The following is a 19,456-nucleotide window of genomic DNA, read 5'->3' as shown; positions in this document are numbered from 1 at the left end:
TTGCTTTATGGTGACCGGAACATTAAAGCCCGGGTGTTTTTATTCTGCTGAAACCTTTAGTCAGGATTTGCAACCTGCAATCTCTAAAGATTTTTTTAGCAAAAAAAGCTCCACTATAAAAGTGCAGCTTTTTTTGCAGATGCTTTTACTTTATCAGCTTGTTTACTTCTGATTTGTTGACATTAACAGGATATTTTTCGCGCAGCTGTTTTACCCATTGCTCTTCCAGGTAGTTCTGGTAATCAGAGATGGCTGCGCCCCGTACTTCGTTCAGTTGTTTATACCCTGGCTGCAATACCTTGTTAATGATAATCAGATATTCGCGGCCATTTAATTGCGTAGTATATGTTCCCGGTTCCCACTTCACTGCATCCACTGCTTTGTTCTCACCTTTTTGGAATTTCTTCTCTGATATCTGTACTGCCAGCGGATTTCCGGCATTCAGGTTATCGGCAAGCGCACCCAGGTCGGATGAATACAAAGTGAACGATACCCTGCGGTTGCGGCGGCGTCCGGTTTCAGTATTATCAGGACCAGCCTGTTTGGTTTTGCCTAAGCTTTTTATAGTTAGCTGTGTAGTTGGTACACCTTCCTGCTGCAGATACGCTGTAACTGCCTGTGCACGTTTCTGGGCAAGGTCTTTTGCAGCTGCATCTTCGCGGGAATCCGTGTGGCCGTTTATATCCAGGCTGGTGTTCGGCATCTCCATCAGCAACTCTGCAAGTTCGTTCAGTTGGGCAATCCCATCTTTGGTAAGTGTCGCTTTGCCATTTTCAAACAGTACATCCGGAATTTTAGCAGTTTTAACAGCGTAGCGGCGTTTATCTAATTGCTGCTGAGCCGCTTTAAGCAGGTCTTTATTGGCAGCGCTAACAACTATAGCATCCACACGTTCGCCCCACTTATAGTTCTCTTTATTGGCTTCAAAGTAAGCTTTCAGCCCAACAGAATCTTCCACTGCTTTAGACCACACTTTCTCATCCATCATCTGGAACAACAGAATGCCGTCGTGGTATTCGCGAACCAGCATGCGGTAATCGGTGTGCTTGTTTTCCAGGTTAGCACGCTCATAGTCCAGCAGGCTTTTGTTCACGAAATTATCGTAGAGAAGTGTCATGGCGTACTCGGCGGTGCCACTGGTACGCGGGCGCTGGTTCTCTTCTACATAGCTGTAAAAATCGGCTATAGTATATGGTTTGCCCTGAATGGTAAATAAAGTTGCTTTCAGCGTTTTATCTTTCTCATTCTGCTCAAATTTCCAGGTGCCTTTCAGGAGCGCATCATTTGCTTTGCTGAAAGCGGCGGTTTTGGCATCGGCAACTTCCGTAAAGTTGTTTTCCTGGCGGATTCGCTTCAGGAATACAGCTTTATTCAGTTCTGAGCGGGAGTCTTTTGCTACTTTATTGCGTAGGCTCTGCTCCATGTCTTCGTAAGGAGGCAGACCGCGTTTCTCGATTAGTTTTATAATGTGCCAGCCATATGGGGTAAGCGTAGGTTTAGCAATCTCGCCTTCTTTCTGTAATGCAAAAGCTGCTTCTTCAAAAACCGGGATCATGCGGCCGGTACCAAACCATGGCAGTTCACCACCGTTGTCTGCTGTGTTATCGTCTTCCGAAAATTCAGCAGTCAGTTTATCCCAGTTCTCGTTGCGTTGCACGCGTTTGTAAATTGCATCAATGCGTTGTTTGGCTGCCAGCGAGTCGGCTTTAGGCATGCCTGGCGTGGCACGTACCATGATGTGCGCCACTTTCACTTCGCCACGGGCAGCGCGCTTGTCGTGTACTTTTATGAGGTGGTAACCAAAGCGGGTACGCACCGGCATCGAAAGTTGGCCCGGCTCCGTTTTATAAGCAGCATTCTCAAACGGGTACACCATCTGCATGGCCGTAAAGTAACCTAAGTTGCCACCGTTGTCTGCTGCCGAAGGGTCCTGTGAGTTTTCCTTTGCCAGTTTCGCAAAATCTTCGCCGGCCTGTGCTCGCTTGCGCAGCTCCATTACCCGGTTGTAGGCTGCCAGCGTATCCTGCGGAGCAGCATCCGGGTCTAAGGTTATGAGTATATGCGAAGCATTGATTTCCTGCTTTGAGCGCTCATACGCTTCGCGTACCAGTTTGTCGGTGACACTGTTCTCGGTCAGGTAAGGCAGAGCCAGTTGTTCTTTGTACCCTTCCAGTTCACGGTTAAAAGCAGTGGTCGTATCCAGGCCGCGGCTTTCCGCTTCCAGTACCTTTAGCTTAAAGTTGGTGTATAGTTCCAGGTAGTCCTCAACGCTTTTTTCAGAATAAGCATCTTCGTTGCCTCCGTTGTTTTTCTCATACACGTATTTAAACTCGGAAGAAGAAAGTGGCTCAGAGCCAAGCGTAGCGATAGCCGGCTCTTTGCTGTTGTTCTTATTGGATGCGGTACATCCGGCCAGAGCTAAAGCGGCTACCGCAACAAGTAGGTGATTGCTGCGCATAAGTTGATTAAACAAGACTTGTTTCGCTGATTAGTATCAGAATATGCAATTTTAGTTATTTTTTCTGACAGATAAGCCAAAAAACATGACTATAATCCTATTGCATGGGTTTTCGTTCCGGATAACGGACAAAGACCGGTAAAAGTGTGTATCCGGTCTTATTTTATCTTTTTATACAGGACGCAGGAGTTGGCGTCGCCCTTGGTCGTAAACTCTACCTTATCCATAATCCGCCGCACAAGCGCAATGCCTACGCCGCCTTTTTTCCCGACCCGGACGTGCTCCAGTATGTCGGGTTCTTTGTAATCATGCGTTGAGAAGGCCACTCCGTTATCCGTAATCTCAAACTGAACCGCATCTTTGGGTTCTGTAATGGTAAGGTAAATGTATTTTGATGGATCTTCGTTATTGGCGTGGATGATGAGGTTGGCACATATCTCATCCACCGCCAATACGATCTGGTTCATCAGTACATCTGAGAGCGCAAGACTCTGCAGATATTTCGTGACGAAATCCCGTATTAGCTTAAGGTTCTTTTTTGTACAGCTTACCCGGATGGAATTATTCATCAGCTATGGTAATGGCTTCCTCGTAGTTTGTTACGATGGTCATGAGGAGGTCAAGCCCAAGTATCTCGAATACGTTGCGCACTTTATCCTGCATGTTAAAGAAAATGAGCTTTATCTGCGCATCCTCAAAGCGCTGCAGATGCGAAATAAATACTCCCAGACCAGCCGAAGAAATATAGTTAAGATTCTGGCAGTCTACAAGTATTTTGCTATACTTCATTATTTCCGGGTCCGACAATTCCTCGTCCAGTATTACAGATGAGCTTGCGTCGAGTTCACCATCAAGGGTCATGATGATGGTAGATTCTTTAATGTCTTGTGTTATTTTCATCGGCTACTTTACGTTATTATTATGCCTTGGGTTGAACAGGTTTAAACTTAATCACCAGCAACGTTTGATCGTCATATAGGTTGTCAGGACCTGTAAAATCTTCCAGATCGTTTATAATGGCGCACTTAATATCTTCGGCCTCCAGGTGGTATGTCTGCGTGAGCATATACTTCAGCCTGTCTTCGCCGTATTCGTCATTTGCAGCATTACGGGCCTCCACTATGCCGTCAGTATAAATTACCATCACATCGCCGGGGTTATAGTCGTAATACATCTCCCGCACGTGGTTGTTATAGCTTTTGTCGCGAACTATACCCAGGCCAAGGCCATCCGTCTGGAAGTAGAAAACATCTTCCATCATGGCGTTATAGTACAGCGTGTGGCAATGGCCGGCACGCGCAAACATAAAACCCTGCATGCGGTAATCAATAATGTATAGCGAAGATGTAATGAAAGAGGTTTTCTCGAGGCAGCGGCTTAGTGCACTGTTGGCCTGTTTCATAAATTCGCTTGGCGGCATGTCCTGCTGCATCAGCCCATGAAAAATGCCTTTCATCTGGGCCATATGGAACGCCGCCGAAATACCTTTGCCTGATACATCGCCAATAATAATGGCTATCCGGGATTCGCTTAGCTGCAGGAAATCGTAGAAATCACCACCAACTTCTTTTGCCGCTACGGCATGTGTGGCAATCTCGAACCAGCTGTCGGTAGGGAAGGTTTTTGGTATTAAACTTTCCTGTACCTGCGTAGCAATCTTCAGCTCTTCCTTGTAACGCTCGTTCTGCAACGATTCGGCTACCAGGCGCAGGTTTTCTATAGTTAATATAGTTTGGCTGGTGAAGGTGCGCAGTACGTTTACAGTTTCGCGGTCGAAGCCCTGTTCAATGTCGCGGAGCAGGTATAAGGTGCCAAATATATGTTTTTTAGATTTTATCGGCAGAATGATCAGCGACTTCCAGGGCAGGGCAAGGTCACGAAAACCGGTGTTACGATCAAGGTTATTGTTTATGTAATCGATGTTCTGGATGTTGTAGGCCAGCAGCAGATGGCGGATGCGCTCTATCTGTTCGTTGTTAATGTTAAGCAGGTGCGATACATGCGTATTGTTGCCGCGCACCATCTCAAACCAGGCGGCTGTGGCATCCGACGCTTTTATAGTACTCTCGAAAAGCGTGTTGTACACCTGCGATTCGTTCTGGCCCTGCTGTATAGACTGGCTCAGGCGCTGGAAATTTAACAGGTCTTCGCTTTTCTGCTCAAACACACTGGAGGTAGGCAAACTGAACAACGAAACCAGGAAAGCGGCCAATGTATAACAACCTACAAACATCATCGCCAGCATCAGGAAACCAACATCAGAGTAATCTATAACCAGTTCCTGGCTATCCGAAAACTCCTGGAAGAACTTTGTGAAAATGTAACAGCTGACCAGTATGGCACCCAACAGCACCAGCGACCTGCTTTTTTTGTTGAACGACAGGTAAGCTACCCACTTTAAGTTAGTGCACAGGAACAGGATATAGCACCCGAACAACCCGAACAGCGGCAGGAAAATATAGTTGGTATAGTTGAAATTGAGCAGCGTAAGAATCAGCGTACTGAACAGCAACAGTTCAAACCACTCCCAGGCAACCTGCAGAAACTTATTTTTATGATACAGCAGCAGCTGTCGCCAGATGTAAAAAGACTTTGCTAAAAAGTAGACCAGCAACCCGAAGTTTACCTGGTACACAAGGTGCAGCAGTAACGGCGATTGCAGCCGGGCATACCCCGTAGAAAGTTTATAGGCAAAATATAAGGCGATGCTGAGGTAAGCGGCAATGGCAGCTTTGGAGAACAGGTTCCAGAGATAGCTGCTGAAGTCAATTCCTTTTAGGTTATTGGCGCTTAAGCGCTGAAATAAGAAAACAGAAAGGATAAAAACAATGATCAGCAGGTTGTTAATGTAGGGGAGGGCCAGCTTAATGGCACCCGGCTGACGCACGCTCTCTGCCATCAGCAGAACATTACCTAACAGTAGTACCCAGCTAATTATAGCAGCAGTAACCAACAGAGATTTTACGTTAGTCTTGTATAGCATAAAACGGAAAACCGTGCTAAGTTTAGGCAGCAACTGTTTTTTGGTGTTTGTTGTGTTTTGTTTAATGAAAGGTAAGAAAAATTTTCGCTCGTTAAACAAGGTGCTTAATTGCGGTTAGAAAAACAACCTGCATAACGTATAAAATATATAGTTGGTTGGCTTTATTTCGGATCTGATAAAACCAACCAACTATAAATGTAAGCAATTAAAAATTAACGGCTATAGTTTGGTGCTTCGCTTGTGATCTGCACATCGTGCGGATGGCTCTCGCGAAGGCCGGCTCCGGTTATTTTAACCATACGCGCTTTCTGCAGATCGGCTATAGTTGGTGTACCGCAGTATCCCATGCCTGCCCTGATGCCACCAACCAACTGGTAAATTACTTCACCAACCAGGCCTGTATAAGGCACCCGGCCAACTATACCTTCCGGCACCAGTTTGCGCGAATCTTTTTCGTTGCCCTGGAAATAGCGGTCTTTCGATCCTTCTTCCATGGCCTCAACAGAACCCATGCCGCGGTAAGACTTAAACTTACGCCCTTCGTAGATGATCATTTCGCCGGGAGCTTCTTCGGTTCCAGCCAGCAACGAGCCTATCATTACGGTACTGGCGCCACCACCCAATGCTTTTACAATATCTCCGGAAAATTTAATGCCACCATCGGCCACAACCGGAACGCCGGTACCTTCCAGGCCCCTGGCTGCTTCCATAACGGCTGTTAACTGCGGCACGCCTATACCTGCAATTACACGGGTAGTACAGATACTGCCCGGGCCAACTCCTACTTTTACAGCATCAGCGCCGGCATCTGCCAACGCTCTGGCACCTTCGGCAGTAGCAACATTGCCTGCAATCAGGTCCACATCCGGGAAAAGGTCTTTTATTCTTCTAACCGCATCCAGCACTCCTTTTGAGTGGCCATGGGCTGTATCTACGCTTATCACGTCAACACCGGCTTCAACCAGCGCCTGAACGCGGTCCATTACATCCGGAGTAACGCCAACGGCAGCACCCACTCGCAAACGACCAAACTCATCTTTGCAGGCGAAGGGCCTGTCTTTCTTCTTCAGAATATCCTTATAAGTAATCAGACCTACCAGTTTGCCTTCTTCATCCACTACAGGTAGTTTCTCGATCTTGTATTGCTGCAGAATATCTTCTGCTTTTGCCAGGTCGGTACCGCGCTCCGCTGTTATCAGGTTTTTCCTGGTCATGATAGAGATAACCGGTTGCGTGAGGTCTTTTTCGAAACGCAGGTCGCGGTTCGTAATAATGCCTGTCAGTTTACCTGAGGCATCAACTATAGGAATGCCGCCAATTTTATGCTCTGTCATGATCTGCACGGCATCGCCTAGTGTAGCAGTTTCCTCCAGTGTGATCGGGTCCAGGATCATGCCGCTTTCAGAACGTTTTACTTTACGCACCTGCGCCGCCTGCTTTTTGATCGACATGTTTTTATGAATAATGCCGATGCCGCCTTCCTGTGCCATGGCAATTGCCAGATCAGCTTCGGTAACGGTATCCATGGCAGCCGAAATAAGCGGCACATTTATCCGGATGTTCCGTGTAAGCCAGGAAGATGTATCTGTGTTATTTGGTAGCACCTCGGAGTAAGCGGGGAGCAGAAGCACGTCATCGTAGGTAAGCGCTTCGAAGGCAATCTTGTTCTGATCAGAGAGCATGGCAAATAATTTAGGGGTCCTTATTTGCCGCGTAAAATTACAAAAAACTTCCCGGAATAACTTACAAGTTTTTTGTAATTATTTTTTGGGTTACCATTTAAAGCGTATGTAAACTATAAATAGGAGTATCTGAATTATAAGATTTGTAAGAGAGATGATATGTTGAGATGGCACATGTTGGGAAGACTGAAAGACAGGACGAACATGAGCGTTTGGCCCGTCTTTCAGCCCGGAATTTTATGACATCTTATAGCACAGCAACTATAGTTCTGCATAAAAGAAACCTGCTTTATTCAGCAACTATAGGTTTCGGTTAGTATACAGCCATTTCAGGATCTACCTGTATTGCCCAGGCGTGGATGCCGCCTTTCAGGTTCAGCAGGTTGTCGTAGCCAAAGCGCTGACTCAGGAAATTTATAGCCTGGGCGCTCCGGAAACCATGGTGGCAAATAACAACAACCGGTATATCCCGGCGAATGCGCTCGGTTTGTTTTGGAAGCTTGCCCAAAGGGATAAGATCGCCACCCAGGTTACAAATCTCGAACTCAACAGGCTCTCTTACATCCAGTAGCTGCAGTTTATGCCCATGGGCCAGACGCTGTTTTAACTCCGGGGCAGTAATTTCATCCATAAGTAAAGTAAATTTATAGTTGTAGCGCTGTGTTGGCTATTAAGTTTCGATTTGCAAACTTAGCAACCAATTATAACTATAAGCCATTTGTGCCTCTAAATTCCGCTCATGATAATTCTAAATGATATCCTTGCTGTGCCTTCCATATTTTCTGTGGTCGCTGTAGTTGACCTTACCCAGGTTTGGGTGCAATTTGTGAGCGGCATGATCCAGACGTCGCTGTTAGAATATGTAGCGGTTATAGCAGGCATAGTTAGCGTGTGGTATTCGCGTAAAGAGGATATCCTGGTTTACCCGATCGGCCTTGTCAGTACAATTATTTACGTGTACCTCAGCTTTAAATACCACCTGATAGGGGAGGCAAGTGTTAACATTTATTACTCTGTTCTGAGCATATATGGCTGGTACCTTTGGGCCAAACGCAATAATCAGCAGGAACATGTTCTGCAAATTACTTTCTCTACTCCTAAAATGTGGGCATGGCAACTTACCTTTTTCGCGGTGCTGTATGTGGTTATTTATTTTAGCCTGGTTTACCTGAAAGGGGCTTTTTACCCGGGAGTAATACCGTGGGGCGATGCATTTGCCAGTGCCACCGCTTACACTGGCATGTGGCTGATGGCACGCAAGAAAGTAGAAAGCTGGTACTGGTGGATCGGCACCAACATTGCCTCCATACCATTATACTTTGTGAAAGGGTTGGTATTTACCTCTGTGTTTTACTTTGTGCTCCTGGTAATGGCATTCTGGGGTTTGGTAGAATGGCAGAGAAGAGCCAGGGCAGCCAGGCAGCAAACTATAGTTGTCTTGTAGACCGATCGCTATTTTAGTTGTTTCTGTTACGTTTTATACTGTTTTATTGCTATCCGGGGAGTATTGGGTTACGTACATGGAAGTAACTGGCTGTTTTGTAAATGTAAGCCCGGTTTAGTAAGTAATGTTTAACCACTTAGCGTGCCTTAACATGAAACAACGAAAACTAGAATTACCGGAAGAACTAAAGTATAAAAACAGACTGAAGTGGGGATACGAGTCTCCGGACGAGAGTCCTAAACATGTGTACTACAGGCAGTATGGCGATAAAAAACCAAGGCAGTTAAAAGTATACAACTTCTACGGTTACAGCTTTTCAGAATGCTGAATTAATTGTTGTAACCTTTTAATATATACTTGCCCTATATAAAGGCATTTTCCCTGTTCATTTTCAGCTGTTTACTTTAATTGTTTATTAGCTTAGTACAAAATTGAGTAGCCTCCGTTAGAACTATGGTAGCTACTCAATTTTTTTAATACTTCCTCTATTAGGTATTATACTCTGCTTGCATAGCCTGCTATATGGTTATTGTCTTGAAGCAGCTTGCTGTCCTCTACCTACTATTCTCAGCTTATTTATTACACTAGTCTTTTAAGATTAGAAGCTAAAATGCTAGCACTGCTTTCCGCATAATCTTTTTAAGATAAAGAAGTTAAAAATTATAGTATCCTAATTCCCTTCCATAATGCTTTGCCTGTATCAAAAGAGCAGCAGTTATAACCTTATGCGTTATTTCTGCAAGCCTCCCTGATCGATCCTGCTTTCAGCAATATTTAACATAGTGAGTTTAATTGTACACCTGTTTTATGGTGCTACTTAACACTACCCGTTTTTGCAGAGATGCAAAAAGTAAATTTGATCAACACTTAACAACACAACATCAATATGTGAATTTTTATACATGAAAGAACTTATTAACTATTCTACCGGAACGAGACGCGTTCAGGTTAAGAACCAACTGGCATCATGGCGTAATACCAGGGCATTGTTGGCAGCATTTTTTCTTTTTACTACCTCTGTAATAGCCCAGAACCCAAATCCTAAAGGGGTACCAGGTAAAGCCGGTGATTTTGAAATTGATGGGGATTTTATTTCGGGTAACTGTACTACTCCTACCTGTGTTTCAACGGGCATAGACTGGAGAAGTGTATTGAAGCAGACCACTCCTCCATCTGGTTATGCTATACCTGGAGAAACTAATGTGGCTAACGAAAATGCAATTTGGATAGTGGATGGAAATAGTGGCTCTGGTGTGATTGCAAGTAACATAGAGGTAGAGACTTTTGCTGGTACCAGTAACAAAAATGGCAATTTTATTGCACCTGGCCAAAGCCCGTATTCAATAGATACTTCAAATCCCAGTGCCCCGCAAAAAAATGACCTAACCAATATTTATGTCCGATCAAAAGAAGTTAGCGGTGATACTTGGTTGCATATGGGTGCAGAAACCCGTTCGGTTGATGGTACAAGTTACCTTGATTTTGAATATAACCAGGCGGGTATTTCAAAAACTACCACTCAGATGTTTGGACCAGCATCACTAGCAACTACTGGCGGCCGGACACCTAGAGTTGGAACTGTTGCAGGCGACTTACTATTTGTAGTTGATTTTTCTAAAGGCGGTAATACACCTATTCCTTTAGTATTTGAATGGCAGCAAGTAACCAAAGCTAATAAAACTACATATGCTTGGGTGAATATACCTATACCTGCAGGTTTAGCCTATATAGTTACTAATGGGAATGATGTAGAGCCAGCAGGAGATAATACTGCCTTTGCAGGAGATGGCTCTGCTTCTAACACTACCATGGCGCTGCAGTTTGTAGAAATGGGTGTAAACCTGACAGATTTGTTTGGCACTTTTGACCCTTGTTCACCGGATGCTACTATGCTGGTAAAAACCCGTACTTCATCTTCGTACACCAGCGAGTTGAAAGACTTTAGTTTATTTAATTTTGCTATAGTACCTCCAGCACTGATGCAGGACATAGATCCTGTGGCTGTATGTCCTGGTGAAGATGCTTTATTTGTAGCAACTGTTTCAGGATCTGGTGCTTCTGGAGCAAATATTGACTGGTATAAAGTTGTAACGCCGGATGATCCAAATACAATGGCTAATGAGGAAGTATTGTCCAGTGAGCTTGTAACTGGTGGCAGAATAACAATTACTACAGCTGCTTTATCCAGTACATTGGCTATTGCCGATGTAGAAGCTGGTGATGCTGGCACCTACAAGGCTGTTTTAACTGGAGCTACATGCGGTGCGCCTTTTGAGTATACTACACTTACAATTAATACTATAGATGATCCGATAGTGACACTTCTTGAGCCAAGTATTTGCGATTCCCGACCAACTGGTACATTAAGTGTTTGTAATCCACTTGTTGGTGCCGATTATTATCTCGAGCAACTGGACGAAAATGGTGATCCGGTTTCAACATACAATCAATCAAAATTGGATTATGCAAGTGGAACGTTAATATTTACAGGATTGGTAGCAGGTTATCCATTCAGGCTTACAGTTAGAAAAGATGGTTGCGAAGCGGTAGCTACCTGCGATGATATAGTGACAACATGTCCTACAGCTTTAGCTCCTAACTCAACCACTACTGCTGTTAAGACTGTAACTTCTTCAAGCTCACTTAAAGAGATTGAGACAGCTGATTTTGATAAAACCATCACCGCCTATCCGGTTCCATTCCGAGACAGAGCCAACATTGAATTTAAATCAGCGCGAAGCGGTAACTATGCTATCAATCTGTATGATAGTACTGGTAAACTGATCAAAGAATTAAAAGCTGGTAAAGCAAAAGCTGGTCAGTTGCAAAGTATAGAAGTGGAAGGCAGAAACTTACCGAACGGCATGTACTTTATACGCGTGGTAGATAGTGCAGGCTCACGCACTGTAAAACTGTTGAAAAAAGAATAAAATACTAAACTATAAAACAGGAAAGACCGGAAGAAATTCCGGTCTTTCCTGTTTTATAGTCAGGATAAAAGTGATACTTAGGTTTATTGTACATTTTCTATTTTCGTTTGCTCGGTTTTAGGGTTTCTACCCCCTTGAAAAATGCCTGTTTACGTTAAATTACTGTTTGTATAATGCAATATATTATAAGATGCGTTATAGTTGTAGTGAGTGCAAATTAGTATTGCTTATATTTTTTCGCGGTGCTACCCCTACCTGGTACCTATACTTTTGCAAGACTCTGATAATAGCAGCAACCCCCTCTACATGCTCTTGTTATAGCTGATGCTGTGAACCGGCATTTTATACAGTCTAACTTAACAAAAGAGCTGATATATCTGCTTTAAAGAAGCCCATTAAATGTCTTAACCTAACTTTAACTTATAGTTCTTTATGAAACTACTCTACCTCTACCAAGAGGGTAATAGTTACTCTTTTGCCAAAATTTTAAAGATTCCTCCCTGATCCAGCCGGATCCGCTTCTATTAGAGCAGCCTACTAGATACTTCCCGGATTATAGAAACCTGCCGTTACTCATGGCTCTGGTAAACCAGAGAGGCATATTGATCATCATTTAATTACGCACTATGAAAGTTTATTACTCATGAAAAACATTAACAATTATTTACCCGACACGGATAGTGTTCCTTTAAAAAAGCTTCAGTTACTATGGCGGTTTGCTATGGTAGTATTGGTTCTATTTATTGTTAACAGTTCAGCTATAGCTCAAATAGCGCCAGTATCACCTCCAACGGGAGGTTTTGATATTGACGGTAACCTGAGAGCCAACCTTACCAATCTTAACGTTGGAGACTGGGTTGCAGGACCAGGAGGCACAGGAGGATTTGTATTTAATAATGACGGGACTGTTAATGGAGACTTGAATGCCCAGCTAGTAAGAGACCCATACAATGACAGGGCTGATATAATTTTCACTGAAGGTAGTAAGTTTAACGCTAACCCAGGTACCTGGGCCTGGTCAGTGAGCAAGGCGCCTAACAAAAATGATATCAACAATGCCATGTACCTGGTTACAAGAGATGCCTCCAATAACGACTGGATTATTATTGGCGGAGACAGGTTATCTACAAGTGGCACCAGCTACATTGATTTTGAGCTATTACAGAAACCTGTAACGCGAAATGGAACCGGCAATGGCTTTACAACTTCAGGAACTGAAGGTGGAAGAACAGTGGGTGACCTTGTTGTTTCGATGGAGTACAGTAACGGAGGATCTAAACCAATTGTAAGAATCTATCGCTGGCAGGAAGTTTCTCCTGGCGTTTATGATTATGTGTTGCCGACAAGAGACCTGAGTGCCCTCGTATTTGCCGAAACAAACAGAACAGGAGCGGTGGATGTGCCTTTCTTGGGGTTTGGAAGTACCAGTTACGCGCAGTATGCTTTTGTAGAAGCAGCCGTGAATGTGACAGGAGTCCTGAGGGAATTAGCTGACCCCTGTGCCGGGCTTAGTATCAGAACCATCTTTATAAAAACAAAGGCTTCTGACTCGCAAACAGCGGCGCTCAAAGATATGGTGCAGCCTATACCTGTGACGATAAACTTTGGTTCTGCTACAATTGCTTATGGAGGCCCTTACTGCCCTTTAGGGACTGCCTCTGTTACGCAAACGGGTGTAACTGGCGGTACATATAGCAGCACCTCAGGATTAAGCATTAATGCTACAACAGGAGAAATAAACTTAGCTACCAGTACCCCCGGTACCTATACAGTTACCTACACTTATATAACAAATGGCTGCGAAAAAACTACTCCTGCTACAGTTGTTATCAATGCCAATCCTGCAGCGCCAACCCTATCACCAACGCAACCTACCTGTACCACTCCTACAGGAAGTGTGACCGTAACGGCCCCGGTAGGAACAGGCTTGGAATATAGCCTGAACGGCGGCACATGGCAAACCGGCACAACGTTCTCTAATCTGGCGGCAGGAAGTACTTATAGTGTAAGGGTAAAAAACAGTACTGGCTGTATCTCTTCTCCTTCAACCGGTACGTTAGATTCCCAGCCTCCTACTCCCGCTGCCCCAACTGCTGAAGTTGACCAGCCAACCTGTACAGTAGCCACTGGAACTATCAGAGTAACTTCCTCTATCGAAGGGCTCACTTTCAGTATTAACAGCACTAACCCTGCGGATTTCACTAACACTACCGGGGTGTTCGGTATGCTTACTCCTGGTAGCTACATCATTAGGTCGAAGAGTGGGGTTTGTATATCTGATGGTGTAACTAAGGTAGTAAATTCCCAGCCTCCTACACCGCTTACGCCAGAGCTTTCGGTTACGCAGCCTACATGTGCTGTTGCGGCCAAAATTACTATTACTTCCAGCACTTCGGGCTTAAAGTTTAGTTTGGATGGAGGACCATATGCTGACTATCCAGCAGGAGGTTATACAGGCCTTTCTGCCGGATCGCACTCCATAACTGCTCAAAACGCCAGCCTTTGCGTATCGCCAGCTGCTACTGAAACCATAAACGCCATTCCCAACCCTCCGTCTGCACCTACTGTAACTATAGTAGATGCCAGTTTGTGTGGACCTACTACTGCTACTGTCACAGTAACCTGTCCGTTGAACACGACTGCAGAGCCAAACCGCTATGCATATAGCAATAACGGAGGCGCTTATCAGGCTAGCCCTGTGTTTGGTAACTTAGCTGCCGGATCTGGGTTTAGCATTACTGTTAAAGATAATGTGACCGGGTGTATTTCAAGTGCTACTACCTGTAATAACTATACAACTGCCAGTTGTACTCAAACAGCATCGGCTACTATTCAAACTCAATCCTCTGTTCAGTCACTGAAAGGCACAGAAGCGAAACCAACCGACGATCAGGTAACGGCTTACCCGATACCTTTCTATGATAAAACAACTATAGAGTTTACATTAGAGAAAAGCGGGAAGTATGTAATTAACTTGTATGATATGAAGGGCAAGTTGGTTCGGGAGCTAAAATCAGGAACTACTAAAGCTGGTGAAACTAAGTCTATTGAAGTAGATGGAAGAGAGTTAGCAGAAGGCATGTACCTGACTCGCATAGAAAGTGCATCCGGTACAAAGACGGTTAAATTATTGAAGAGAAGGTAAGACCTTAAAAAAAAGCTGAATCTACAGAGACAGGGTGCCTGGAGCAATTCCGGGCACCCTGCCTTGTTTTATAGCAGCCATTTTAACTTGTAAATACAATTAACTATAGTTCTCAACCCACGCAAATGCACATAGCCATCAGGCTGTATCTTCTCGCTAAGTTTTTAAGTCGTTTAACTTATTATATATATACTTATACTATATAATGCCATAGTTTTATTTAATATAGTGCAAAAAAATAAAGATATAGCACCACGTTTTGCGTACGCTACTTTATAGTTCGGCTTTAGCACGAAGGCCGTTCTATTTATAGCTGTTCCTCTACACACTATACCTGTACCCTGATAGGCACCGCAGTTTCATGGCTGCGGGTAATTACGCATTTGTTAAACTGTAACAGCATGGTAATAATCTATTCAAGGGTCAACTTCTTAAGTTCTATTCTTCCTTTCCATTCATACATCATTTCCTGATGCATCATGGGTATTGTCGGGCTATTTCTTTCCTATAGTAGCTCCCAGAAATAAAATTCTTAATCAAATCAGCTAAACATGACAAAACTTTACTTCTGGCAGAGGTACATGTACTCTTTTGTTACGCAGGGGCACCAGCCTCCATAGTTAAAGCACATCTTCTGAAGATTAAAACAGGCATCATAACGGCTACCGAAGGCTGGTCTGTTTTGCTGGATTATCCTTGTTCCTGAGCCCAGGAGCAAAAAAATAACTGTTTAAATAAACTATGAAAAACATTTACAGATGAAGAAATTCGACAATTATTCGTGTCCGGAGAGGCATGCTTTGAACTATCACTGGCAAAAGTTGTGGCTCATACTCTGTATGATGGCTGTGCCTTTTGTTATACACGCTGAAGCAGGCAAACCTAATGCTGCCGAACCAACCGGTAACGTAGCCAAAAACTACCAGCACTGGGCTGATGTAGATAACGAGTGGAATGGGGATATCCTGAGTCCACAGAAGTCTGACTATTTTGAAGGAGAAGTGATACCGCATGTATATGTAGTAGAAGCATCTAATGCTACACCTTTGGTTAATGGCCAGACCTATACAATGAAAGTAAACATGAATTACTTTCAGAGTAACACGAATGCCGGCGGTTTTGCACATATGACCACGTATAATACCAGCCGGTCTCCGGGACTGTTGCCTGGCGCCTCCGGACTGACGCCGGTAGCAGATGCAACGTTTACAGGCACCGGTATGGAAGGTGTTTTCTATACGGTTGATGCGGATATAGTTTCGGTATCGGGTGCAGTGCCTGCTGGTGCCGCCACCAAAGACCATACTGTAACTATAACATGGACTTATACCGGTGCAACTACCACAACGGGTATAGCTGAGATCTACTTTGGGTTATATATTGCGGAGCCAGGGCAAGTGCCGGACCAGGGAATGGGCGAAACAGATGGTGCCTCTGCCTGGACAGGTGGCTCGTTACAGACCACCGTTAATGATGCTGTTTTTGGAGGCGGTGCTTTATCTATACAGTTAGCGCCTTCTGCCATTATACGAGGAACTATAAGTGGTTTAAAATACAGCGACCTGAATAAAAACGGCAATCAGGATACCGGCGAACCTACGTTAGCAGGTTGGAAAATTTACCTCGACCTGAATAATAACGGAACCTGGGAAGAAGGTGAGCCATGGGAGCTTACTGCTGCCGACGGAACCTATAGTTTCTCTGTCATTCCGGATGCCGACAACAGCGACACCGATAACGACCCGTACATTGTGCGCGAGGTGCAACAAGCTACTTATACACAAACAGAGCCTGTTAACCCTGATTACTATGCTATAGTTGTTACTGCAGCTGCGCCGTTTCATACAGGCAAAGATTTTGGTAACTTCGCTTGTATCAACCCTGAGATGAATACACCGGCCATTGGTGCGGTTTGCCAGGGAACTACTTCTGCCTCTGTAAGCTATGCCAGTGTTGCAGGCGCACCAGACCAATACAGCATCGACTGGAACGCAGCGGCTAATACGGCCGGATTAGGAGATGTTGCCTACACAGCTTTACCTGCAAGTCCGTTTACGATTGCTATACCAGGCAACCTGGCTGCAGCTACTTATACAGGTACCATGTATGTGCGTAACAGCGGAACAGGTTGCGAAAGCAGCGGTACCCAGATTACATTAACTGTAAATCCTACGCCAGCAGTATTTGGGCTAACAGCAACCGGTTATTGTGCCGGGGCAACAACGCTGGGTACTGTAACGCTGGCAGATTCTGAAACCGGTGTAAACTATCAGCTTTATAGTTCAGACGGGGCCACTGTGCAGGCCGCAAAAACAGGAGATGCTAACGCACTGGTATGGACAGGTATAACAGCCGGCACCGGGTACTATATTGTAGCTACCGGCACAGGTAACTGTACCAACACAACCGGAACTATAGATGTTATAGTTAAACCGCTGCCTGATGCAAATGCTGGCACCGATAAACAACTCACCTGCACAACCAAATCTGTAACGCTCGACGGTTCCTCTACAACTGAAGGTGTTACTTACCTATGGTCAGGACCTGATGGCTTTACTTCTGCTGAAGCCACCCCAATAGTTAGTGCACAGGGTACTTATACACTTACCGTAACAAATACAGCTACAGGTTGTACTGCTTCCGATGCCGTAGAGGTAACAGTTAACGATGAGTTACCAACAGTTTCAATAGGCACTAACGGTCAGACGACTACCCTTCTCACCTGTAATGCTCCGACCATGACCTTAACTGCTGCTGCAAGAGTTGATGGGGAGCTAAATCCGGACTATGTTACATTAAGCTGGACAGGCCCGAATGGTTTTACATCATCGGCACAGAGCATACAGGTGAGTGTGGCAGGGACGTATGTTCTGACAGCTACCAATACCCAAAACGGCTGCTCGGCATCAGCGTCAATAGGAGTAACCGGACCTGTGTATCCGGATGCAAACGCAGGACCAGATAAGGTATTAACATGTGCTCAAACAACTGTCATGTTAGAAGGGGCATCAACACATGTTGCAGCCCTCAGCGAATATACATGGGTAGCGAGTAATGGTGGCAACATTGTTTCAGGCGGCCATACCTTAACTCCTATAGTTGACAAAGCCGGTACTTATACCTTAACTGTCAGGGATAGAAGAGGAGGTTGTTCAACGAGTGATGCAGTTGAAGTGACCGGAGATAATAAGGTGCCTGAAGTTCAAATAGCACCGGAAGGTAAAACCATGATCTCTTGTTCTCAAAAGAGTGTGTTACTGAAGTCTTATGTAACTCCTGCAGGTATGGATGTACTATGGACGGGGCCAAACGGCTTTACTGCAACAACTCAAACTATAACCGTAACTACACCGGGTTTATATACTATTACAGCTACTAATCCTGAAACGGGCTGCAGCAGTAGCGCAAGTATAACTATAAGCGATGCCACAAGAGAGCCAATTGCTAATGCAGGACCGGATAAGTGGCTTACCTGTACTGTAAACTCTGTCGTGTTAGAAGCTTACAAAGATGAAAATGACGGGCCTCTTGGTTACATGTGGATTGATGAGGAAGGTGATATTGTAGGAAGTCAAAGAATAGTGACTGTTACAGAGCCAGGTACTTACACACTAAGGGTAGTTAATATTTATTCCGGTTGCGCAGCTATGGATGAGGTGGTTGTACACCGTAACAACCAGGCTCCAAACATCAGTGCGAAAGGCGGTACGCTTAGCTGCGAAACCGGTACAGTGCAACTAATGGGGGCATCCACTACAGCGGGAGCTACCTATAGTTGGACTGGTCCGGGTGGTTATACTTCCACTGCTCAGAATCCTACGGTAAGTATGGCCGGCGAGTATACCTTAACGGTTACGAATCTTGAGAATGGCTGCACTGCCAGCGTTACTGTAACTGTAAATCCACAGCCAGTGGTGCCACAGCCGGAAGTTGTCTGCTACACAATTGATTTCGAGGAGAACGAGACAGGGTTTGTGACATCCACAAAAACAGGTGCAGGCGTTGTTAATATTTTCAACTATAGACGCAACGTTGATGGCACCTATGCTAAGGAGAACCATGCTTCCATATTTGATACCGCGAACCCGACAGGAGATGACCTTGACCTCTGGACACCAGATTGGGGACATGTGCTGATCATAAACCAGGACCTGAATCCGGAGCCGAACGACAACCCCTGGGGTGGTGAAATGACGCTTGATTTCTCAGAGATCGGGCCGGTAACCATGACCTCTTTGAGAGCACTTGACTTTGATGTGTACGAAGATAACTCCTGGGTTTACCTCTATGATGATAAGGGCAACGAACTGTATAAGGTGCAGATAAAGAGCCTGGGCAACATGAGTCAGCAGGTGATAGATCTGGGCAACACGAAGGGAGTAATGTACATGCGCGTGATAATGGATGGTTTTAACGAGCACCATATGCTGGCCGGGTCAGGCGCTATAGATGACATCAAATTCTGTGTTGAGAAAGAAGGAGATGCACCTTGTGCTACTGTTGAGCCAGTCAACGAGATCCAGGCCACTGCTTTCCCGATGCCGTTCTCTGACCGGACTACCATTGAGTTTACAGCTACCGAGTCTCAGGACTACGTTATTCAGCTGTTCGATGCAAAAGGCAGAATGATACGTGAGCTGACAGCTGGTAAGGCAAAAGCAGGTGAACTGGTGAGGGTAGCGGTTGATGCAAGTGACCTGCCAAATGGTATGTACATTGCCAACATCATAGGTAAGACCGGAATTAAAAAGTCGGTTAAACTGATCAACAGAAAATAGCTTAGCTTAATTAATACCTTAAACTGCCCTGTCGCT

General features: G+C 44.9%; 12 protein-coding genes. 6 read left to right on the top strand and 6 right to left on the bottom strand.

Annotated elements, in window-relative coordinates:
* Positions 1 to 145: 145 nt before the first annotated feature.
* The 5 genes from GSQ66_RS11715 to guaB all read right to left on the bottom strand — a co-directional run bounded on the left by GSQ66_RS11715 (position 146) and on the right by guaB (position 7,123).
* Positions 146 to 2,458, bottom strand: a complete 2,313-nt coding sequence (locus GSQ66_RS11715; RefSeq protein WP_162427646.1) for a peptidylprolyl isomerase — start codon at positions 2,456 to 2,458, stop codon at positions 146 to 148.
* A gap of 158 nt (positions 2,459 to 2,616) precedes the next feature.
* The gene (locus GSQ66_RS11710; RefSeq protein WP_162427645.1) at positions 2,617 to 3,027 is read right to left on the bottom strand and encodes an ATP-binding protein; all 411 of its coding nucleotides are present in this window, start codon (positions 3,025 to 3,027) and stop codon (positions 2,617 to 2,619) included.
* The gene (locus GSQ66_RS11705) at positions 3,020 to 3,358 is read right to left on the bottom strand and encodes an STAS domain-containing protein (protein WP_162427644.1); all 339 of its coding nucleotides are present in this window, start codon (positions 3,356 to 3,358) and stop codon (positions 3,020 to 3,022) included. Before GSQ66_RS11705 ends, GSQ66_RS11710 begins: the two co-directional genes overlap by 8 nt.
* A 19-nt stretch (positions 3,359 to 3,377) precedes the next feature.
* Entirely contained in the window at positions 3,378 to 5,441 is a 2,064-nt protein-coding gene (locus tag GSQ66_RS11700) for a PP2C family protein-serine/threonine phosphatase (protein ID WP_238395657.1), read from the bottom strand.
* 212 nt (positions 5,442 to 5,653) lie between these two features.
* Complete coding sequence (gene guaB / locus GSQ66_RS11695; RefSeq protein ID WP_162427642.1) at positions 5,654 to 7,123, bottom strand: IMP dehydrogenase; 1,470 nt, start codon at positions 7,121 to 7,123, stop codon at positions 5,654 to 5,656.
* Between the two features lie 167 nt (positions 7,124 to 7,290).
* Here guaB and GSQ66_RS11690 point away from each other — a divergent pair, with 167 nt between their 5' ends.
* Complete coding sequence (locus tag GSQ66_RS11690) at positions 7,291 to 7,440, top strand: hypothetical protein (protein WP_162427641.1); 150 nt, start codon at positions 7,291 to 7,293, stop codon at positions 7,438 to 7,440.
* Here GSQ66_RS11690 and GSQ66_RS11685 read toward each other — a convergent pair.
* Positions 7,437 to 7,754 (bottom strand): rhodanese-like domain-containing protein, encoded by a 318-nt coding sequence (locus GSQ66_RS11685; RefSeq protein WP_162427640.1) that lies wholly within the window; start codon positions 7,752 to 7,754, stop codon positions 7,437 to 7,439. The two genes, GSQ66_RS11690 and GSQ66_RS11685, sit on opposite strands and share 4 nt — an antisense overlap.
* 108 nt (positions 7,755 to 7,862) lie before the next feature.
* On the opposite strand from GSQ66_RS11685, the gene pnuC reads away from it, so the two are divergent.
* From pnuC to GSQ66_RS11660, 5 genes are all read left to right on the top strand, one after another.
* Complete coding sequence (gene pnuC, locus GSQ66_RS11680) at positions 7,863 to 8,567, top strand: nicotinamide riboside transporter PnuC (RefSeq protein ID WP_162427639.1); 705 nt, start codon at positions 7,863 to 7,865, stop codon at positions 8,565 to 8,567.
* A 151-nt stretch (positions 8,568 to 8,718) separates the two neighbouring features.
* Positions 8,719 to 8,895: a hypothetical protein gene (locus tag GSQ66_RS11675; RefSeq protein ID WP_162427638.1), complete on the top strand. Its 177-nt coding sequence runs from the start codon at positions 8,719 to 8,721 to the stop codon at positions 8,893 to 8,895.
* A 574-nt stretch (positions 8,896 to 9,469) separates the two neighbouring features.
* Positions 9,470 to 11,497, top strand: coding sequence for a T9SS type A sorting domain-containing protein (locus GSQ66_RS11670; RefSeq protein WP_162427637.1), 2,028 nt, complete (start codon positions 9,470 to 9,472; stop codon positions 11,495 to 11,497).
* A gap of 643 nt (positions 11,498 to 12,140) precedes the next feature.
* Positions 12,141 to 14,642 carry a T9SS type A sorting domain-containing protein gene (locus GSQ66_RS11665; RefSeq protein ID WP_162427636.1) on the top strand — a complete coding sequence of 834 codons (2,502 nt, stop codon included), beginning with the start codon at positions 12,141 to 12,143 and terminating at the stop codon, positions 14,640 to 14,642.
* A 758-nt stretch (positions 14,643 to 15,400) separates the two neighbouring features.
* Complete coding sequence (locus GSQ66_RS11660) at positions 15,401 to 19,420, top strand: T9SS type A sorting domain-containing protein (RefSeq protein ID WP_162427635.1); 4,020 nt, start codon at positions 15,401 to 15,403, stop codon at positions 19,418 to 19,420.
* Positions 19,421 to 19,456 lie beyond the last annotated feature (36 nt).

This window comes from Pontibacter pudoricolor (assembly GCF_010092985.1).
Lineage (GTDB): Bacteria > Bacteroidota > Bacteroidia > Cytophagales > Hymenobacteraceae > Pontibacter > Pontibacter pudoricolor.
Note: the sequence above shows the minus strand (reverse complement) of the source record. Positions and strands in the feature narration are given on the sequence as shown.